The sequence below is a fragment of the Streptomyces sp. TRM70350 genome, assembly GCF_019219825.1.
Taxonomy (GTDB): Bacteria; Actinomycetota; Actinomycetes; order Streptomycetales; family Streptomycetaceae; genus Streptomyces.
Map to the genome: position 1 here is coordinate 45,231 of NZ_JAHUXH010000012.1, position 19,747 is coordinate 64,977.

The window sequence follows — 19,747 nt, forward strand, 5'->3', positions numbered from 1 at the left end:
TCAGGAGAAGCCATGACCGAAGTCGCCGACTACGTACTGCAACGCCTGACCGAGTGGGGCGTTCAACGCGTCTACGGATACCCGGGTGACGGCATCAACGGATTGCTGGGTGCCTTCGACCGGGCCAACGGAAGCCCGGAGTTCATCCAGGTGAGGCATGAGGAGATGGCCGCCTTCATGGCCTGCGCGCACGCCAAGTTCACCGGTGAGGTGGGCTGCTGCACGGCCACGTCCGGCCCCGGAGCCATCCATCTGCTCAACGGCCTGTACGACGCCAAGCTCGACCACCAGCCGGTGGTCGCCGTGGTGGGGCAGCAGAAGCGGCTCAGCCTCGGCGCCCACTACCAGCAGGAGGTGGATCTGGAGCGGCTGTTCGCGGACGTGTCCGAGTTCTGCCAGATGATCGTGCATCCGGCGCAGGCCCGGCACATCATCGACCGGGCCTTCAAGACCGCGCTCACCACCCGCGGCGTCGCCACGATCATCATCCCGAACGACGTACAGGAGGAGGACGCCCAGCCCTCGCCGCCCAAGACGCACGGCGCGGTGTTCTCCAGCGTCGGCTGGAGCCGCCCACGCGTGCTGCCCAACCCGGACGAACTGCACAGGGCCGCCGACATCCTCAACGAGGGCAGCAAGGTCGCCATGCTCGTCGGGCAGGGCGCGGCCCGCGCCGAGGCCGAGGTCGTCGAGGTCGCCGAACTGCTCGGGGCCGGCGTGGCCAAGGCTCTGCTCGGCCGCGAGGTGCTGCCCGACGACCTGCCCTTTGTCACCGGCCCCATCGGCCTTCTCGGGAGCAAGCCGAGCGACAACATGATCCGCGGCTGCGACACCCTGCTCATGGTCGGCAGCAGCTTCCCGTATGCCGAGTGGCTGCCGGACGAGGGCCAGGCGCGTGGCGTCGAGATCGACATCGACGGTCGCATGATCGGCATCCGCTACCCGATGGAAGCGCACCTCGTGGGGGACGCCAAGGAGACCCTGCAGGCGCTCATTCCCCTGCTGCGGCGCAAGGAGGACCGCTCGTGGCGGGAGAAGATCGAGAAGGACGTCGTCGAGTGGAACGACCTGTGTGAGCGGTGGGCCGCCCAGCACTTCGGCGATGTCATCAACCCCCAGGCCGTCGCCTCCGAACTCTCCTCCCGGCTGCCGAAGGGTGCGATCCTGACCGCCGACTCCGGCTCGGGCACCAACTGGTGGGCCCGCAACATCAAGCTCCGCCCGGGCATGCGCGCCTCGCTGTCCGGCACCCTGGCCACCATGGGACCGGGCACGCCGTACGCCATCGCGGCGCGGTTCGCCTACCCCGACCGGCCCGTCATCGCGTTCGTCGGTGACGGCGCCTTCCAGATGAACGGCATGAACGAGATGATCACGGTCAAGCGCTACCTGGACCGCCTGGCCGGATCCCCGCCGTTCGTCTTCTGCGTGTTCAACAACCAGGACCTCAACCAGGTCACCTGGGAGCAGCGGGCCATGTCCGGCGATCCCAAGTACCCCGGATCGCAGGACATCCCCGACATCCCGTACGCCGCCTACGCTCAGCTGATCGGCCTCAAGGGCATCGTGTGCGACGACCCGAAGAAGATCGGGTCCGCCTGGGACGAGGCCCTGGCCTCCGAGACACCCGTCGTGCTGGAGTTCAAGGTCGATCCGGAGATCGCGCCGATCCCGCCGCACATCATGACCGAGCAGGGCAAGAAGGCAGCCAAGGCAGCTCTGCACGATCCGGAGAAGGCGGGGATCACCGCCAAGGGCGTACGCCAGAAGATCACCGAGTACGCCGAGCACCTGCCCGGTCGGGGGCGGTCGTGAGCGAGGAACACGGCTCGCGCGACGCGACCGAGGTCGTCGTGGTGACCGGGGCGAGCGGCGGTGTCGGCCGGGCCACGGCCCGGGCCTTCGCCGCGCGCGGCGCGTCCGTCGCACTGCTCGCCCGTGGCGAGCAAAGACTTCAAGGCGCCGCCCGCGACGTGCGCGAGGCGGGCGGCCGGGCACTGCCGCTGGTCGTGGACGTCTCCGACGCGGAGGCCGTCGACGCGGCGGCGGAACGGGTGGAGCGGGAACTCGGCCCGATCGACGTGTGGGTGAACGCGGCTTTCTCGACCGTGTTCGCGCCAGTGCCGGAGATCAAGCCGGAGGAGTTCCGGCGGGCCACCGAGGTGACGTACTTCGGCTTCGTGTACGGCACTCAGGCGGCCCTGCGCCGCATGGTGCCGCGCGACCGGGGCACCATCGTGCAGGTCGGCTCGGCACTGGCGTACCGCGGCGTGCCGCTCCAGGCCGTCTACTGCGGCGCGAAGCACGCGATCCAGGGGTTCACCGAGTCGCTGCGCTGCGAACTGCTGCACGACCGCAGCGGGGTGCGCGTCACGATGGTGCAGCTGCCGGGACTGAACACGCCGCAGTTCAGCTGGGTGCTGTCGCGCCTGTCCCGGCATCCGCAGCCGGTGCCCCCGGTCTACCAGCCGGAGGTCGCCGCCCAGGGCATCCTGTACGCCGCCGACCATCCGCAGCGGCGCGAGCACTGGGTCGGCGGTTCCACCGTCGCCACGCTCCTCGGGCAGCGCTTCGCCGCCGGGCTGCTGGACCGGTACCTGGCCCGTACGGGGTACGACTCCCAGCAGACGGACGATGCCGTCGACCCCTCGCGCCCGGTCAACCTCTGGGAACCCGCCGACGGCGCGGCCGGCCGGGACTACGGGGCGCACGGCGTCTTCGACCAGCAGGCGCACGAACGCAGCGCCCAGCTGTGGCTCTCACGGCACCGTCGGCCGCTCGCCGTGGGCGCGGCCCTGGCCGGCGCCGCCGGTACGGCGCTCGCCGCCGGGCTGCGGCCACGCGCCCAGGGCGGCGGGCTCACCGTGGCAGGGCGGAGGCGTCGTTGAGGCGGACCGCGCACTCCAGCAGCAGGGCGTGGACGAACGCCTGGGGCAGGTTGCCGCGCAGCTGGCGCTGACGCACGTCGTACTCCTCGGCGAACAGCCCGGGCGGTCCGCAGGCCGCCCGGGTCCGCTCGAACCAGCGGAAGGCGCCGACGCGGTCGCCGAGGCGGTGCGTGGCCAGCGCCATGTGGAAGCCGCACAGCAGGAAGGCGCCCTCGGCCTCGCCGAGCGGGACTCCGCGATGTGCGAAGCGGTACAGGTACCCGTCCTCGGCGAGCCGGTCCTCGACGCGGGCGTGGGTGAGCACGGTGCTGGGGTCGTCGGCGGCCGCGTACCCCCGCGCGATCGGCACCAGCAGGGCCGCCTCGGGCCCGTCGTCGTCGGCGGCCCGGCGCCAGCGCGGCGCGCAGAGCCAGACGATCCTGCCTTCCGGATCCACCACAGCCCCACGCTCGCCGTCGGCGAGCACGGCGTACTCCCGCAGCACCCACGGTGGGAAGGCGGCATCCGGCGCCGCTGTCGGCATGTCGGCTCGTTCGACCATGTCGCTGCAGTGTCCCGGCACGGGAGGCCGGAAACCGTCGCTGTCACCCGGCCGGACGACTGGCGCCAGCCGTCCGGGACCGGTCGCCCCGTCGTGTTCTCCGGACGGCTGGATCGGCGGGCCGTAGGTGTACCGACCGCACCCAGTCGTGCGATCGTCAGTCGGCGCAGTACGCGATGGTGGACAGCAGGGCGTTCGCCGGTTGACGGCTGTCGAGGCGGGTGTGCTGTACGACGACCGGTACGTCGCTCACCAGCACCGACGCATAATCCGCGCCGACAGGTACCTGGCCGTCTGCGGTGAGTTCGTTGAACCGTTGGTGCACGGTGCGCCGGGCGGGCACGGTGATGCGGTGCGGCCCGGCGGGTTCGCGGTCCGGGAAGAAGAAGGTGATCTCCACGTGAGCGTCCGCGTCACCGGTGTTGAGGATGCAGGCGGTCTCGTGGCTGGTCATTTCGTCCGGTCCGGTGCTGGAGCCTGGAATGAACCCTTCGGGGATCACCCAGGTGCGTTTCCCGAGGTGTTCCACAGCACGTACTTCCTTGAGGGCGGGGTACGAAAGCTTTCTCTCCAGGAGCGCGGCGGCGGGAGGGGGCCGCGCGACTCCGCCGGGGCACGAGACAAGGACCGATGTGGTGGTCGGCGTGCGCCGCACGTTCCCGCACGGCGTGCCGCGTGCCACGCGCGGCGGCACGGCAGCGTTGGTTCCCCGGCACGTCCCAGGCGAAGGCGCGCGCGCAGCTCGCCGCGGCGCACCGCGCACAGGGCCTGCCGTGACGCGCGGCAAACGACCCACGGCGCTCCTGCCGGTCCGGTCCGGGCCCCGCTTCGGGGACGTCGCGGGTCCGCCCGTCGGGCGCGCCGGTCGGACGGGCCCGGCAGGACGTACCGGCCCCGATGGCTGACGGGGACCGCCCGAGGAACGCGTCGGCCGTGCGGTACGGCCGGTGAGCGGCCGCTGCTCCTCCTCGTCGCCTCCGGGAAGCGGCTCGGTCTCCAGGAGGGCCTCGCGGAGCCGTTCGAGACAGTGCCTCAGAATGCGCGAGACCTGCATCTGCGAGACACCGATGGCGTCCGCGATCTGCTGCTGGGTCTGCTCCCGGTAGAACCGCAGGTACAGGACTCGGCGGTCCCGCTCCGGCAGCTGCTTCACCAGGGATGCCAGGGCCACGGCGTCGACGACACGACCGAGGGCGTCGTCGTCGGCACCCAGCAGGCACGCGAGGGGGGGAACCTGGTCGTGTGCCGCCGGCTCGTCCAGGGATCGCGGACGGCACTCGTGCACCGCACGCAGCGTGGACACCACGCGGCCGAGTTCCAGCCCCGTGTGGTCGGCGATCTGCTCAGCGGTGGGCGACCCGCCGCCGAGTAATTGTTCGAGCTCCGCGACGGCCTTGCAGACCTGGCCGCTCGCCTCCTGCAGGGAACGGGGCAGCCGTACGGCGCTGGTACGGTCGCGCATGTGCCGCCTGAGCTCACCGGTCACCTTGGGCAGCGCGTACGACAGGAACGCGTGACCCAGTTTCGGGTCGTAACCGTCGACAGCTTTGACCAGCCCGAGGGACGCGACCTGAACGAGGTCGTCGAAGTCCTCCCCGCGGCGTTGGAAGCGGCGTGCCACACGGCGGGCCAGCGGCAGCAGCAGACGGATGACCTGGTCACGGAGGGCAGCCCGCCGCGGTCCCGGTCGCTGCTCCGAGATCTCGCGCATCAGCGTGTCGAGGTGATCCGAGGAGGGCTCTGGTACGGCGGCGCCGTCGTGCGTCCGGAGCAGGTCAGCGGCTGAAGAAGACATGGGCCTCTGGGGGTTGGGCCGGGTGGCGGACGTTCGGCGGTACGGCCGTGACGCACCGCGTGGCAACCGGCGAGCGTGGACCGGCAAGGTCGCGGGTGACGCTCTCGGTGACTCTGGGCCGGGCAACCACCACCTCGCAACAACCATGCTCTTCGCGTCGGCTCAGGGAGTGACCCGGCACAAGTGCCGTGAAACGCGCCGAGACCCATCGTCACAGAACCCGCTCCGCGCGCAATTCGGCGCAGGGGCGGCTCCCGTGCACATGGACGCCGAACCAGTCACCGTCCCGGTCCATGAGAGTGGTGGAGCGGAACTCGCCGTTTACGCACCCCCGCCCTGGGTCACCCACCGGAGACGGCAGAGGTGTGTCCGAGGGAGAACGTCATGACGCTGGTCGCTGACTTCGTGCTGCAACGCCTGCGGGAGTGGGGCGTGGAGAGGGTCTACGGTTATCCCGGCGACGGGATCAACGGGCTGCTCGGCGCCTTCGACAGGGCGAAGGGCGAGCCGGAGTTCATCCAGACGCGCCATGAGGAGATGGCGGCCTTCATGGCCTGTGCCCACGCCAAGTTCACCGGCGAAGTCGGCTGCTGCGTCGCGACATCGGGGCCCGGTGCGGTGCACCTGCTCAACGGGCTGTACGACGCCAAGCTGGACCATCAGCCCGTCGTCGCGGTGGTCGGCCAGCAGAAGCGGGTGTCACTCGGCGCTCACTACCAGCAGGAAATCGCCCTCCCGCAACTGTTCGCGGACGTCTCGGAGTACTGCCAGATGGTCACTCATCCGGCGCAGGCCAGGCACGTCATCGACCGGGCCTTCAAAACCGCGCTCAGCACACGGTCGGTGGCCACGATCATCGTCCCGAACGACGTCCAGGAGGAGGACGCCCAGCCCTCGCCGCCGAAGGAACACGGCTCGGTGTTCTCCAGCGTCGGCTGGAGCCGCCCGCGCCTGCTGCCCGACGAGGCGGAGCTGCGCAGGGCGGCAGGCATCCTGAACTCCGGCAGCAAGGTGGCCATGATCATCGGCCAGGGGGCCGCACATGCGGAAGGCGAGGTGGTGGAGGCGGCGGAGCTGCTGGGTGCGGGCGTGGCGAAGGCACTGCTCGGCCGGGACGTGCTGCCCGACGACCTCCCGTTCGTCACCGGACCCATCGGCCTGCTCGGCAGCAAGGCCAGTGACAACATGATCCGCGGCTGCGACACCCTGTTCATGATCGGCAGCAGCTTCCCGTACGCGGAATGGCTGCCGGACGAGGGCCAGGCCCGCGGCGTGGAGATCGACATCGACGGGCGGATGATCGGTGTCCGCTACCCGATGGACGCCCACCTCGTCGGGGACGCGCAGGAGACGCTCAAGGCTCTCCTGCCGCTGCTGCGCCGGAAGGAGGACCGCGGCTGGCGGGAGAAGATCGAGAAGGACGTCGCCGAGTGGAACGCGATCTGCGAGAAGCGGTCCGGTCAGCACTTCGGAAAAACCATCAACCCGCAGGCGGTGGCCTCGCAGCTCTCGCCCCGGCTCCCGGACAACGCCATCCTGACGGCCGACTCGGGCTCCGGCACGAACTGGTGGGCGCGTCACCTGAGACTGCGCAAGGGGATGCAGGCGTCGTTGTCGGGGACGCTGGCCACGATGGGCCCGGGCACCCCGTACGCGATCGCCGCCCGGTTCGCCCACCCCGACCGGCCGGTCATCGCCTTCGTCGGCGACGGCGCCTTCCAGATGAACGGCATGAACGAGATGATCACCGTCAAGCGGTACCTGGACCGGCTGTCCGGGCCGGCGCCGTTCGTCTTCTGCGTCTTCAACAACCAGGACCTCAATCAGGTCACCTGGGAACAGCGCGCCATGTCCGGCGACCCCAAGTTCCCCGGCTCACAGAGCATCCCGGACATCCCCTACGCCAAGTACGCCGAACTCATCGGCCTGAAAGGCATCTGCTGCGACAAGCCGAACAAGGTCGGCAAGGCGTGGGACGAGGCGCTGGCCAGTGACCGGCCCGTGGTGCTGGAGTTCAAGGTCGACGCGGAGATCGCGCCGATCCCGCCGCACATCATGCTGGAGCAGGGCAAGAAGGCCGCCAAAGCGGCCGTGCGGGACCCCGAGAAGGCGGGCATCGCCGCCAAGGGCGCACGCCAGAAGCTCACCGAGCTGGTCGGGCACCTGCCCGGGCGGCATTCATGACCGGTCGTACGACCGCTGGGGGAGCGGGACTGGACGAGTGCCGTGTCGACGCGGTCGACGTGCACGCCTTCGAGGTGCCCACCGACGGCCCCGACGGCAGGGAACAGGACGGGACCCTGGAGTGGGACTCCACGACCATGGTCCTGGTCCGGGTGCACGCCGGAGGCCGCAGCGGCCTCGGCTACACCTACGGTGACGTGTCGGTCGCCTCCTTCGTGACCTCCCAACTCGCCCCGATGCTCACAGGGCAGGACGTCACCGCGCCCCCGGCCCTGTGGCACCGCATGGGCGCGCGGATCCGCAACGCGGGCCGCCCCGGCGTCGGAGCCATGGCCGTCTCCGCGGTCGACGTGGCGCTGTGGGACCTCAAGGCGAGGTTGCTGGACCTGCCGCTGATCCGCGTCCTGCCCGCCTACCACGACCGGGTACCGGTGTACGGCAGCGGCGGCTTCACGAACTACTCGCTGGACCGGCTCACCGAGCAGCTCGCCGGATGGGTGGCCCAGGGCATCTCCCGTGTGAAGCTCAAGACCTCCCGGGAGCCCGAGCGGGATCCGCAGCGGCTGACCGCCGTACGCAAGGCGGTGGGCGACGAGCCGGAGATCTTCACCGACGCCAATGGCGCGCTCGCCCGCAAGGAGGCCCTGTACTGGGCGCGCAGGTTCCATGAGGAGTGGGACGTGCGGTGGCTGGAGGAGCCCGTCAGCTCGGCCGATCTGGAGGGGCTGCGGATGCTGCGCGACCGCGGCCCGGCGCGCCTGGAGATCACGGCGGGCGAATACGCCTTCACCCCACAGGACTTCGTCAACCTCGTGGAGCCGCCCGCCGTGGACTGCCTCCAGGCCGACGTGACCCGCTGCGGCGGCATCACCGGCGTCCTCGAAGTGGCCGGTCTGTCGGCGACCCGTCACCTCGACCTGTCCGCCCACTGCGCCCCAGCGGTCTCCGCCCACGCTTTCTGCGCCGTGCGCCGCCTGCGGCACCTGGAGTACTTCCACGACCACGTGCGCGTCGAGCACCTGCTGTTCGACGGCACCCTGTCGCCGGACGGCGGGACCCTGGGGCCCGACCCGGGCCGCCCGGGGCTCGGCCTGGACGTCAAGTGGGCCGACGCCGAACCCTTCCGCGTGTACGGTGCGCGACCCGCCTGACCAGGCTCGCAAAGGAAATCTGGAACCCGATGGCGAAGGCAGTACGTCGCACGACGCGTGACATCCCGGCCAAGACCCACCCGCAGATCGCGGGAGCTCCACGGGGCCGCCAGACCCTCGGCGTCGGCAAGCTGGAGCGGGCGCTGCGCAAGGCGGTGCGGGGCGAGGTTCGCTTCGACACCGCCTCACTGGGGCTGTACGCGCAGGACGCGTCCAACTTCCGGCAGGTGCCGATCGGTGTCGTCGTGCCCCGCACGCTGGACGACGTGGTGGCGGTGCACAAGGTCTGCCATCGTTTCGGCGCTCCGATCCTCAGCCGCGGCGGCGGGACGAGCCTGTCCGGCGAGACGGTCAACGAAGCCGTGGTGATCGACCACTCGAAGTACCTCACCGGCATCGGAGAGGTGGACCCCGGCCGCCGCCTGGTCACCTGCGAACCGGGCGTCATCAACGAGGACCTGAACCGGCACACCGGCCGCCACAACCTGGTCCTCGGCCCCGACCCGTCCTCCCACTCGCGGTGCGTGATCGGCGGCAACATCGGCAACAACTCCTGCGGGATCCACTCGGTGCAGTCGCAGCTGTACGGCCCGGGCCCGCGCACCAGCGACAACGTGCACGCCCTACGCCGCGCTGCGGGACCTGCGCGACAAGTAAGCCGACGTCATCCGGACCGGCTTCCGCTCCGGGCAGCAGGTGCCGCGCCGGGTGTCGGGGGACGACCTCGACGAACTCCTGCCCGAACGCGGCTTCAACGTCGCCCGTGCCCTGGTGGGCACCGAGAGCCCCTGCGTGACCGTGCTGCGGTGCGAACTCCTGCTGACGCCCGCCCTGCTGCAGCGCACCACCGTGGTGGTCGAGTACGACGACCTCGCCGATGCCGCCGAGCACTGCTCGGACATCATCGAGCGCCTCCAGGCCGATCGGCCTGGAGGCGCTCGACGACCGGCTCATCCGCGACCAGCAGCAGAAGGACATGAACGCCGAGGACATCCAGGAACTGCCGCGGCGGGGCGGCGGGGCCTGGCTCCTCGTCCAGTTCGGGGCCGACACCGCCGAGGAGCCCCTCGCCCAGGCCGAGGGTTTCGTCCGGTGGCTCACCGACGGCAAGGGATACGAGCGGGACCGCGTCCGCATCGCCCGAAGCAAGCAGGAGGACGGCACCAGCGAGCACCTGTGGGCGATCCGGGAGAGCGGCCTCGGATCGACCGCGTTCCCGCCCGACGGCAAGGACCACTGGCCCGGCTGGGAGGACTCCGCGGTGTCCCCGGACCGGATCGGCGAGTACGTGCGCAAGCTGCGCAAGGTCATGGACCGGCACGGCATCGTCGGCGCCATGTACGGCCACTTCGGCCAGGGCTGCATCCACTGCCGGCTCAGCTTCGACCTGCGCACCGCCGAGGGCCTGGCCACCTACCGGGCGTTCATCGAGGAGGCCGCCGACCTGTGCGTGAGCATGGGAGGCTCGGTCTCCGGCGAGCACGGCGACGGGCAGCAGCGCGGGGAGCTGCTGGAGAAGCAGTTCGGACCGGAACTCGTACAGGCGATGCGGGAGTTCAAGGCCATCTGGGACCCGCAGTGGAAGATGAGCCCCGGCAAGGTCGTCGACCCCTACCGGATGGACGAGAACCTCAAGCTGGGCACCGGCTACAACCCGCCCCGGCACCCGGTCAAGTTCGCCTATGAGGAGGACGGCGGTGACTTCGCGCACGCCACCCTGCGGTGCGTCGGCGTCGGCAAGTGCCGGGTGCCGGAGGCCAAGACGACGATGTGCCCCAGCTACCAGGTCGGCCCGCCGGTGGCGCCCGCGCCACGCCTACGCCTTCACTGGCCAACCTCGCCACCCACACACCGGGGTTGTCCCGTATCGCGAAGCTGGTCGCGGGCATCGACCGCCACCGCCCGCTGCCCCGCTTCGCGCCCATGACACTGAAGGAGTGGTTCGCCCGGCGGGGCGGAACCGCCAACCCGGCAGGCCGCCCCGTCGTCCTCTTCCCGGACACCTTCAACAACCACTTCCACACGGGCGTCGGGGTGGCCTGCGTGGAGGCGATCGAGGCGGCGGGCTGGCGCGTCATCCTGCCCGAGGAGCACATCTGCTGCGGACGGCCGCTGTACGACTACGGATTCCTGGACACGGCCGAGCGCTACCTCCACCGCGTACTGGACATCCTCCGTCCGCACCTGAGGGCCGGTACGCCGATCGTCGGCATGGAACCGAGCTGCCTGGCCGTCTTCAAGGAGAGCTGCCCAAACTGCTGCCCCACGACGACGCCCGGCGGCTGACCCGCAACGCCTACCACTTCCCGGAGTTCTTCCAGACCTTCGGCATCGACCCCCCGCGGCTCGACGGCAAGGCACTGCTGTGGGGGCACTGCCACCACCGCGCCACCGGCGGCATGAACCCCGAGCAGGAACTGCTGGAAAAGATGGGCCTCCAGGTGCAGAACCTCCAAGGAGGGTGCTGCGGGCTCGCCGGATCCCGGGGCTTCGCATCCGGCAAGTACGAGATCTCCCTGGACTGCGGCGAACAGGCACTGCTGCCCGCCGTCCGCGAGGCGGACGACGACTGTCTGGTCGTGGCCGACGGGTTCTCCTGCAAGACGCAGATCAAGGACGCGGGCACCGGGCGGCAGGCCCTGCATGTCGCCGAAGTGATGAAGCTGGCCCGTGACAAAGGTGCCCAGGCCGCGACGCGGCTGCCCGAGCGCGGTGCCTCGGCCCGGCCGGCGCCGCCACTGTGGAAACGGGCACTGAGGGTCTCGGCCGCCGGTGCCCTCGGGGCAGCCGTCACGGCGCTCGGCGTCCGCCAGCACGCCGGTGAGCCAGGAGGCCCGGGGCGCCGTACGCACGGCCCCGGGCAAGGAGGCTGACTCAGGGCCAGGACGGCTCGTTACGGGGAACGACGACCACTTCTGGCATGGAGCTGGTGGCCGGTACGGACAGGGCACACAGCACCGCGTCGGCAACGATGTCGGGGTGTTGCAGCTTCGAGGTGTCCGCGTCGGGGAAACGCTCCATGATGAACGGCGTCTCCATACCGCCGGCGATGACACCGGTGACGCCGACACCGAGGCAGTCGCGCTGGGCTTCCTGGAAGAGGGTGTGCGTGAAGGCGCGCAGCCCCGTCTTGCTGGCCGCGTACGGGCCGGCCTCGGTCCAGGTCCGGTTGGACGCGGTGGACAGGATGTTCACGATGTGGCCGTCACCGCGTGCGACCATGCGCCGGTACACGGCCAGGCACAGGTACATCGGGCCCAGAAGGTTCGTGGTGACCACACGGCCGACCTCATCCGCGGTCAGGTGCTCGATCGGTTTGGTGACGTCGATGGCGGCGTTGTTGACCAGGATGTCCAGGGGCCATCCGTCCTGCTCGAGCTCCTGGACCGCTGCCGCGACGGCTTCTGCGTCGCAGACGTCGAGCTCGATGAACCGCGCGTCGTGGCCTTCCACGGTCAGGGCGGCGCACAGTTTCTCGCCGCCTTCACGGCGTACGTCGCACAGACACACGCTCGCTCCCGCCTGCGCCAGGCGGCGGGCGATGGACGTCCCCAGACCGCGGGCCGCGCCGGTGACCAGGGCGCGTCTGCCGGACAGATCTGCGTGACAAGTCAAGGGAAAGACCGGGCCTTTCGATTGCTCTGCTGACCAGGCGGTGCCATGCCCCCCCGGTTCGACTCGGTAGTCGGCTTCTCCTTCCATGCCCCAAGGGCGCCACGCCGGATGGCGGTCGGCACAGACAGCACTCGGTTGGCGCAGTCGGAGTGGGGGGCACGCCTCAAAACGGCTACTTGGGACGGTGCGGGTGTGAGATCCGGATACCCGGGCACCTCGGTCGGCGGTGTGTCTGCTCGCAGACCGTCCGGCCTGCCCCGTAATGTCCGCATGGCCCCGGTCTTGAACAGGTAAAGGCGTTCGAGGGGGCGCCGCCAACGACGCGGAAAAGGTGGCGCAGTGAAGAAACGTCAGATTTTCGGCGAGGTCTTCGCTCTGGAGGCGATCGTCGCGGCCGTGGTCTTCGTCGTCGTCTTCGCCCTGCTCGGCTACGCACTTCTCAGGCGGCGGGCAGGGCGGCAGGTGACCGCGTCCGAGCGGGCCGAGCGGCCACGGCTGGAGGCCTACTACGTAGGAGTCCTGACCGCGTTCGCCGTGTTCCTGGTGGCGTGGACGGCATGGCAGAACCACCGGTTGCACCAGACGGCCGAGCGGCCGCCCGTGCGCGTCGACGTCTCCTCCTTCCAGTGGTGCTGGGCCTTCAGCTACCCGCAGGCCCCCGAACCGCGCAGCGTCTCCGGGACCTGCCGGGGCGACGACCTGCCGACCCTGGTCGTGCCGACCGGCCGTCCCGTGGAGTTCCGGCTGACCTCCCGTGACGTCATCCACTCGATGTGGATTCCGGACCTGCGCTACAAGATGGACGCCTTCCCCGACCACGTGAACTCCTTCACCCTCACCCTGGACCAGGAGGGCCGCTGGATGGGCAAGTGCGCGGAGTTCTGTGGCCTCCGGCACCGCACGATGCACTTCTGGATCAAGGCGGTGTCGCCCGAGGAGTACGACCGATTCCTGCAGGGCCAGCAGGGAGCGGCGGCATGACGGTCGTGCCCCCCACCGCCAAGGAGGGCACCGGCGGGCGGCCGATCCCGCCGAGCGGCTGGCTGGGCTGGGTGACCAGCACCGACCACAAGCGGATCGGTGTGCTGACCATCGGCACCTCACTGGTGCTGTTCCTGGCCATGGGAACCCTCGCCCTGACGATGCGTGCACAGCTGGCCCAGCCGGAGCAGGACCTGGTGGGCACGCACACGTTCAATCAGCTGTTCACCATCCACGGCTCCGGCATGATCTACATGGTCATCACCCCGTTCGCCCTCGGGATGGGCGTGTACCTGGTGCCGCTGCAGATCGGGGCTCCCGGTCTCGCCATGCCGCGCCTTACGCTGCTTGGCTACTGGCTCTACGCGCTCGGCGCCGCGGTCATGCTGGCCGGCTTCGCCACGCCCCTGGGCGCTCACGCGGACGGCTGGTTCTCCTACCCGCCGATGGCCGACAGCATCCACTCGCCGGGTGTGGGTTCCGACCTGTGGATCGCGGGGGTCTTCCTGGCGACCACCGGGACCATCATCCTGGGCTGGGCCGTGCTGTGGACGGTGCTGCGCAAACGGACGCACGGCATGACGATGCTGCGGCTGCCGGTGTTCTCCTGGTCGATGATCGCCAGCTGCCTGATGGTGATCGGCGCCTTCCCCGCCCTGCTGGCCGCACTCGTCCTGCTCGCCGTCGGCCGTGCCAACCCGTCGATCTTCAACGAGAACGTGTGGAACATCGGCTACCAGCACCTGTTCTGGTTCTACGGCCACCCCGTGGTGTACGTGATGTTCTTCCCGTACCTGGCCGCGGTGGCGGAGGTGCTGGCCGTGTTCTCCGGGCGCCGCTTCTTCGGCTACAAGGGCACGGTGCTGTCGTTGCTGGTGTTCGCCGCGCTGTCGATGAGCGTGTGGGGGCACCACATGTTCACCACCGGTCAGGCGGCCAACGACTACTACTCGCTGACGTCCATCGCCCTGCTGGTCCCCGCGGGCGTGGAGTACTTCGCCATGGTCGGCACCATCGTCGGCGGGCGGCTGCGGCTGGCTCCCCCGATGCTGTTCGCCCTGGCCTTCATCCCGCAGTTCCTGATCGGCGGGCTCACCGGCATCATGGTCGGCACACCGGTGATCGACTACCACGTGACCGACAGCTACTTCGTGGTGGCGCACCTGCACTACGTGCTGTTCGCGGGCAGCGCCTTCGGGCTGTTCGCCGGGGTGTACTTCTGGTTCCCGAAGGTGACCGGCGTGATGCTCGGCCACCGGCTGGGCCGACTGCACTTCTGGCTGCTGGTGATCGGCACCAACGTGACCTTCCTGCCCATGTTCGCCCTCGGCTACCTCGGCATGCCCCGCCGGATCTCGACGTACGCGTCCTTCGAGGGGTTCGGCCCGCTGAACCTGCTGTCCAGCATCGGCGCCGCCTTCCTCGCGGCGGCCATGACCGTGTTCGCCGTCAACGTGCTGTGGACGCTGCGCAAACGGACCCTGGGCAGCGCCGAGAAGGCCCCGGACGATCCGTGGGGCGGGCACACGCTGGAATGGGCCACCTCGTCCCCGCCGCACCGGCTGAACTTCACCCCGGACCACCCGGTGCCGCCCGTCACCAGCTTCGCTCCGCTGCTGGACCTGCGGCAGCGCCAGGAAAAGCAGGCCCCGGTGGACAGGAGCCGGCCGTGAAGAGGCACCTGCCCTTCGTCGTCGTGGCGGGCTGGGGCGTGCTCAACGGCGTGCTCCTGGCGGTGCTGGCCGTGTACGGCGAGGACCCGATGGTGTTCTGGCTGTGGGGCGGCGTCGTCGTGCTGCTGGAGCTGGCCGCCGTGGCCGTTCTCGCCTCCTCCCGCTCCGGGCCCGAACAGCACGTGCGCTACCGGGTACCGGACCGTGCGGCCGGCGCGGTGGTGCCCGCCGCCTTCGGCTTCCTCCTCGTCGCGCTGGCGTTCGTCTACGGCCTGTGGCTGCTGGCCCTCGCCGGCCCGCTGCTGCTCGTGGCGGTGGCTCTCGCGGTGCGCGGTACGACGGCCCGGGAGTGAAGGGGATGGATCACTCGACACACATGACGCACCTGTCGTCCGTGGCCGCGATGGGCCTGTCGGGTTTCGTGCTGGCCGCGGTGGTGCCGGGCGTGGTGTGGCTCACTCGCCGGGCGCCGCTGTGGGAGCGGGTGAGTATCCCGCCCGGTCTCGCCCTGCCCCTGCTGGTCCTGCTGCACGCCTGGGTGATGCTCGCCGACCTGGTGCGCCCGATGCCCGTCGCTGTCACGCTCGGATCCGAGTTGGTCCTGCTCTCGGCGGCGGTGACGTTCTGGGTGCCCGTCGTCGCGCGCACCCGGCACCGGCTCAGTGATACCGGCCAGTGCCTCTACCTCTTCCTGGCGGCCCCGCTGCTGGACATCCCCGCGCTCGGCGTGATCGCCGCGGGGCACTCCGCGGAGGGACTCGCCATGATCGTCGGCATGCTGCCCCTCGGCATCGCCGCGGCCGCCCTCACCTGGTCGTGGATCAACCGTGAGGAGCGGCAGGCGGCGGACGGGTCCCCGCTCGTGGTGAGGGCTGGTGGTCCGCATGCTCGCTGACGGCCGCCCCGGCGTCCGTCACACGTTCACCGACCTGTGCCCGCTCGCCGCCCGCCTGCGGAGGGGACGGGCCGCCCCGGCGACTGCTGCCGGTGGGGTTCGCCCGGGTGCCGCGGGACGGCATCGCCCTGACCGCTGCGTGCGCTGCTCGATGAAGGCCCCGTGCCGCCGGGCGCCGGGACCCAGTGCCTGGGCGGCCGCCCCGCCACGTCGGTCGGCGGGGCGAACAGCGGTTGGCCGCGGCCCTGATCCCCGCCCGTCGTTGCCGCCTGCTCAGCGGTGTCGTCCGTCATGGCAGGGCCTTCCCCGCTCATGTGTCCTCGGCCTCTTCCGCCTCACCCGGGGCGGCACGCACCAGCTCGATGCGGCGCCGTTGCCAGTCGGTGACAGGCAGCTCCACCCGCTTGCCGAAGTACCACCGGCTGAGCGCGTTGCGGACGCGGTGCTTGCGGAACCAGCGCCATGCCTCCGTACCGTGTGCTCGTGGTTGTGGCTCGGCGCGCACGAGGATGCGATAGGCCTCGGCCGGAGGCAGCAGCGTCCGTGCCTGCTGGTAGCCGCCGTCCGCGCTCTGCCGTACCTCCGCGGCCGCCTGACCCTCCAGCAGACGTCGGCGGTCGGCCGCCTGCAGCCCCAGGCACGCCCGCTTGGTGGCGTGGTAGGCCAGGAACGGCAGCACGAACAGGGCCGTGCGGAAGGTGTACGTCACCAGTTCCAACGGGATCTTGAACACGAGCGCGATGACATCCTGTCCGCCGGCCATGAGCAGCACGGCGTAGGCGGTGACCGCGGCGACGCCCAGGGCGGTGCGCGTGGGCTGGTCACGGGGGCGGTCGCACAAGTGCTGCTCGGGCAGGGGCCCGGTGATCCACCGTTCGAAGTAGGGATAGCTGTAGAGGATGAGGAACAAGGTGACGGGCAGCACCACGCCGGGCAGGAAGACGTCCCACACGATGGTGTGCCCGGCGACGTCGGTCTCCGCGGCGGGCATCAGGCGCAGGGCGCCCTCCAGGAAGCCCACGTACCAGTCCGGCTGGGAGTCGGTCGAGACCTTGTCGGGGCGGTACGGGCCGTACGCCCAGATCGGGTTGATCTGCATCAGGGCGCCCATCAGGGCGAGCACGCCGGCCACGGTGAAGAACAGGCCGATGGACTTGGTCGTGTACTGCGGGTAGAGCGGCTTGCCGATCACGTTGCGGTTGGTCCGACCGGGACGGGCCCACTGAGTGTGCTTGTGGTACACGACGAAGCTCAGGTGGACGGCGACGAGCGCCAGCAGGAGTCCCGGCACCAGCAGGATGTGGGCCACATACAGGCGCGGGATGATCTCGTGCCCGGGGTACTCGCCGCCGAAGACGAAGAACGAGAGATAGGTGCCGACGACGGGGATCGACAGCACGATGCCGTGGGCCGTGCGCAAACCGGTCCCGGAGAGCAGGTCGTCGGGGAGCGAGTAGCCGCAGAAACCCTCCAGCACGGCCAGCATGAAGAGCGTCACGCCGATCGTCCAGTTCACTTCGCGGGGGCGTCGGAAGGCACCCGTGAAGAAGATCCGCAGCAGATGCACGCCGATCGCCGCGACGAACACCAGGGCGCCCCAGTGGTGGATCTGCCGGATCAGCAGACCGCCGCGCACGTCGAAGCTGATGTGCAGCACCGAGGCGTACGCCTCCGACGTCAGCACACCCTGCAGCGGCTCATAGGAGCCGGTGTACGGCTGCTTCGCCATGGAGGGGTGGAAGAAGAAGGTCAGGAAGACGCCCGTCAGCACCAGGACGAGCAGGCTGTACAGGGCGATCTCACCCAGCAGGAACGACCAGTGGTCGGGGAACGCCTTGCGCAGGAACTCCTTGCCCGCGGAACTCACCGGCAGACGCTTGTCGAGTGCGCTCACCACCCGCTCCCCACGCGCAGCCGACCGGCTCGATCCGCTCTCGTCAGCCACCGCCACGGTGTGTTCGCCCTCCTGCCGCCCACGTCGGCGCCTGCCCTGCGTGCTTGGTCGCCACTGTCCGTTCTGAGCCTGGCATGAGTCCCCTGGCAGGCCCGGACGAAACGGCAGCGGTGGGACCGGAAGAGCGACGCCGGACCGCGAGGCGGGCCGGGCCAGGGCGCGCGACGGAGATCGTCTCTCCGTTTGCGGTGCGGACCGCGGGCTACCCGGCCGGACGACGGTCGGCCTAGGGTGCGGGAGGTCAACGTGGCCAGCGTCTCCGACTTCGTTGCGGCACGTCTGCGGGCCTGGGGCGTGGACCGGGTGTTCGGCTTCCCCGGCCGGGACGTGGACGCTCTGGTCACCGCGCTGACCGGGGGACGGGAGGCGCCGGAGTTCGTGCAGGTACGGCACGAGGAGTCGGCAGCCCTGATGGCCTGCGCCCACGCCAAGCTCACCGGACGGGTCGGCTGCTGCCTCGCTTCCTCCGGCTCCGGCGCGCTGCGTCTTCTCAGCGGCCTGTACGACGCGGCCCTGGACCGACAGCCGGTGGTGGCCGTGGTCGGCCAGGAACCACCGCCCGCAGGCCATGACCGGCGGCGGTCCATCGGTACGGCCCACCACTTCGCCGAGGTGTCCGCCTCCTGCGAGCCGGTCTGCGACCCGACCACGGTGGGAAACGCGCTGGACCGTGCCCTTCGAGCCGCGCTGTCCGAGCGAGGGGTGGCCACGCTGATCCTTCCCGGCTCGGTTCAGCAGGCCCCCGCGCCCCGAGCACCGCGCGCGGACGAGGCCGTCCCCCGCCCCCGCCCGCCGGTGTGGTCGCCCGAGGAGCGGGATGTCCGCCGCGCGGCCGATGTCCTGAACGAAGGCCGCAGGGTCGCCATCGTCGTCGGGCCGGGCGCCGCGGAGGCATCCGGCCAGGTCCTGGGCGTCGCCGAGCTGCTCGCTGCCGGTGTCGCCAAGACCTGCCTGGCCCGGGACGTCCTCCCCGACGACCTGCCCTGCGTCGCGGGCGTGGCCGGTCCCTTCGGCAGCGCCGTGGCCGCCGCACTGCTCCGCGACTGCGACACCCTGCTTCTGGTCGGGGCGGAGGACTTCGACACCGGCCTGGTGCCGCGGTCCGGTGCGCGCCGGGTCGTCACTGTGGATTCGGACGCCGAGGCCTCCCCGGTGGGGCCTGACGCCTCCCCGGCCGCGCGGGTGACGGGCGATGTGGCCACGGCACTGGAGCTGCTCATCCCCCTGCTGCACCGCACGTCCGGCCGCGGATGGCGGACGGACGTGGAGCGCGCGATCCGCGAGTGGCGTGCGGAAGGGCACGCGAAGGCCCACCGGTTCTTCGGTATGGCGATCAATCCCCGCTCCGTGGTCGCCGAGTTGTCCGCGCGCCTGCCGGAGCGCGCCGTCGTCGTCACCGATTCCGGCTCCTCCCTGGACTGGTGGACCCGCCACCTCGAACTGCGCGACGGAATGCGCGCGGCGCTGTCACGACACCTGGCCACCCCCGGGGCGGCCGTTCCCTACGCTGTCGCCGCCCGACTGGCCTGTCCCGAACGTCCGGTGATCGCCCTGGTCGGCGACGGCGCCCTGCAGGCGGGAGGGATGAACGAGTTGATCACCGTGCGGCGGCACCTGGAACGGCTCGCCGGGCTGCCGCCGACGATCTTCTGCGCGTTCAACAACGAGGATCTCAGTCGGCTCACCTGGGAGCGCCGGACAGCGGCCGGGGACCCGCGCATCCCGGTGACCGGAGAGGTCCCCGCCGTGTCGTACACGCAGTACGCCCGGCTGCTGGGCCTGCCCGGTGTCCGCTGTGACAGGCCGCGCCGGGTGGGTGCCGTCTGGGAGGCCGCGCTGGCCGCCCAGGGGCCGATGCTGCTGGAGTTCATGGTGGACGGGGACGTGCCCCCGGACTGGGCGGAGTTCGGCGGGTCGGCGCACCCCCGGGGCCCGTCGCTCACGGGTCGTGCCAGAGGGTCCCTGCGGCGGAGGATCACCGCGTCGGTCGGCGGCCTGTTCGGCTCGGCCTGACTCCACCTCACGCCCGGGTACGCAGCGATCAACGCGGTGATAAGGATCCCGTCGCCG

At 70.6% G+C, this 19,747-nt stretch carries 16 protein-coding genes and 1 pseudogene; 13 read left to right on the forward strand and 4 right to left on the reverse strand.

Annotated features, from left to right (window positions below; all coding sequences use genetic code 11):
- Nucleotides 1-12 precede the first annotated feature (12 nt).
- Nucleotides 13-1,815 carry a thiamine pyrophosphate-requiring protein gene (locus KWI83_RS19825; RefSeq protein WP_218515708.1) on the forward strand — a complete coding sequence of 601 codons (1,803 nt, stop codon included), beginning with the start codon at nt 13-15 and terminating at the stop codon, nt 1,813-1,815.
- The gene (locus KWI83_RS19830; protein WP_218515709.1) at nt 1,812-2,888 is read left to right on the forward strand and encodes an SDR family oxidoreductase; all 1,077 of its coding nucleotides are present in this window, start codon (nt 1,812-1,814) and stop codon (nt 2,886-2,888) included. The genes KWI83_RS19825 and KWI83_RS19830 overlap by 4 nt, the downstream gene beginning before the upstream one ends.
- Here KWI83_RS19830 and KWI83_RS19835 read toward each other — a convergent pair.
- Both KWI83_RS19835 and KWI83_RS19840 read right to left on the reverse strand, forming a co-directional pair.
- Nucleotides 2,860-3,285 (reverse strand): annotated as a pseudogene (locus KWI83_RS19835) (glycoside hydrolase family 15 protein); the annotation flags it as partial. The gene KWI83_RS19830 and the pseudogene KWI83_RS19835 sit on opposite strands and share 29 nt — an antisense overlap.
- A gap of 301 nt (nt 3,286-3,586) precedes the next feature.
- Entirely contained in the window at nt 3,587-5,224 is a 1,638-nt protein-coding gene (locus KWI83_RS19840; protein WP_218515710.1) for a sensory rhodopsin transducer, read from the reverse strand.
- A 384-nt stretch (nt 5,225-5,608) separates the two neighbouring features.
- On the opposite strand from KWI83_RS19840, the gene KWI83_RS19845 reads away from it, so the two are divergent.
- From KWI83_RS19845 to KWI83_RS38810, 6 genes are all read left to right on the forward strand, one after another.
- Nucleotides 5,609-7,408 carry a thiamine pyrophosphate-requiring protein gene (locus tag KWI83_RS19845; protein ID WP_218515711.1) on the forward strand — a complete coding sequence of 600 codons (1,800 nt, stop codon included), beginning with the start codon at nt 5,609-5,611 and terminating at the stop codon, nt 7,406-7,408.
- Nucleotides 7,405-8,559 carry an enolase C-terminal domain-like protein gene (locus KWI83_RS19850; RefSeq protein ID WP_218515712.1) on the forward strand — a complete coding sequence of 385 codons (1,155 nt, stop codon included), beginning with the start codon at nt 7,405-7,407 and terminating at the stop codon, nt 8,557-8,559. The genes KWI83_RS19845 and KWI83_RS19850 overlap by 4 nt, the downstream gene beginning before the upstream one ends.
- Before the next feature lie 29 nt (nt 8,560-8,588).
- Nucleotides 8,589-9,539 carry an FAD-binding oxidoreductase gene (locus KWI83_RS38795; protein WP_256362535.1) on the forward strand — a complete coding sequence of 317 codons (951 nt, stop codon included), beginning with the start codon at nt 8,589-8,591 and terminating at the stop codon, nt 9,537-9,539.
- A complete protein-coding gene (locus KWI83_RS38800) occupies nt 9,437-10,486 on the forward strand; it encodes an FAD-linked oxidase C-terminal domain-containing protein (protein WP_256362536.1) in 1,050 nt (349 codons plus the stop codon). The genes KWI83_RS38795 and KWI83_RS38800 overlap by 103 nt, the downstream gene beginning before the upstream one ends.
- The gene (locus KWI83_RS38805) at nt 10,483-10,845 is read left to right on the forward strand and encodes a heterodisulfide reductase-related iron-sulfur binding cluster (protein ID WP_256362537.1); all 363 of its coding nucleotides are present in this window, start codon (nt 10,483-10,485) and stop codon (nt 10,843-10,845) included. Before KWI83_RS38800 ends, KWI83_RS38805 begins: the two co-directional genes overlap by 4 nt.
- Before the next feature lie 113 nt (nt 10,846-10,958).
- Entirely contained in the window at nt 10,959-11,432 is a 474-nt protein-coding gene (locus KWI83_RS38810; RefSeq protein ID WP_256362538.1) for a hypothetical protein, read from the forward strand.
- A gap of 1 nt (nt 11,433) precedes the next feature.
- On the opposite strand, the gene KWI83_RS19860 is transcribed toward KWI83_RS38810, so the two are convergent.
- A complete protein-coding gene (locus KWI83_RS19860; RefSeq protein ID WP_256362539.1) occupies nt 11,434-12,174 on the reverse strand; it encodes an SDR family oxidoreductase in 741 nt (246 codons plus the stop codon).
- A 339-nt stretch (nt 12,175-12,513) separates the two neighbouring features.
- On the opposite strand from KWI83_RS19860, the gene coxB reads away from it, so the two are divergent.
- Genes coxB through KWI83_RS38815 form a run of 4 tightly spaced genes read left to right on the forward strand, consistent with a single transcriptional unit; the run spans nt 12,514 to nt 15,723 of the window.
- Nucleotides 12,514-13,155, forward strand: coding sequence for a cytochrome c oxidase subunit II (coxB, locus tag KWI83_RS19865; RefSeq protein WP_218515714.1), 642 nt, complete (start codon nt 12,514-12,516; stop codon nt 13,153-13,155).
- Nucleotides 13,152-14,828 carry a cbb3-type cytochrome c oxidase subunit I gene (locus KWI83_RS19870; RefSeq protein ID WP_218515715.1) on the forward strand — a complete coding sequence of 559 codons (1,677 nt, stop codon included), beginning with the start codon at nt 13,152-13,154 and terminating at the stop codon, nt 14,826-14,828. The genes coxB and KWI83_RS19870 overlap by 4 nt, the downstream gene beginning before the upstream one ends.
- The gene (locus tag KWI83_RS19875) at nt 14,825-15,181 is read left to right on the forward strand and encodes a hypothetical protein (protein WP_218515716.1); all 357 of its coding nucleotides are present in this window, start codon (nt 14,825-14,827) and stop codon (nt 15,179-15,181) included. Before KWI83_RS19870 ends, KWI83_RS19875 begins: the two co-directional genes overlap by 4 nt.
- Nucleotides 15,182-15,186: 5 nt before the next feature.
- A complete protein-coding gene (locus KWI83_RS38815; RefSeq protein ID WP_256362540.1) occupies nt 15,187-15,723 on the forward strand; it encodes a hypothetical protein in 537 nt (178 codons plus the stop codon).
- A gap of 310 nt (nt 15,724-16,033) precedes the next feature.
- Here the strand turns inward: KWI83_RS38815 and KWI83_RS19885 are convergent, their stop codons facing one another.
- Nucleotides 16,034-17,620 (reverse strand): ubiquinol-cytochrome c reductase cytochrome b subunit, encoded by a 1,587-nt coding sequence (locus tag KWI83_RS19885; protein ID WP_218515831.1) that lies wholly within the window; start codon nt 17,618-17,620, stop codon nt 16,034-16,036.
- Between the two features lie 303 nt (nt 17,621-17,923).
- Here KWI83_RS19885 and KWI83_RS19890 point away from each other — a divergent pair, with 303 nt between their 5' ends.
- Nucleotides 17,924-19,690, forward strand: a complete 1,767-nt coding sequence (locus tag KWI83_RS19890) for a thiamine pyrophosphate-binding protein (protein WP_218515717.1) — start codon at nt 17,924-17,926, stop codon at nt 19,688-19,690.
- The last annotated feature ends 57 nt before the right edge of the window (nt 19,691-19,747 follow it).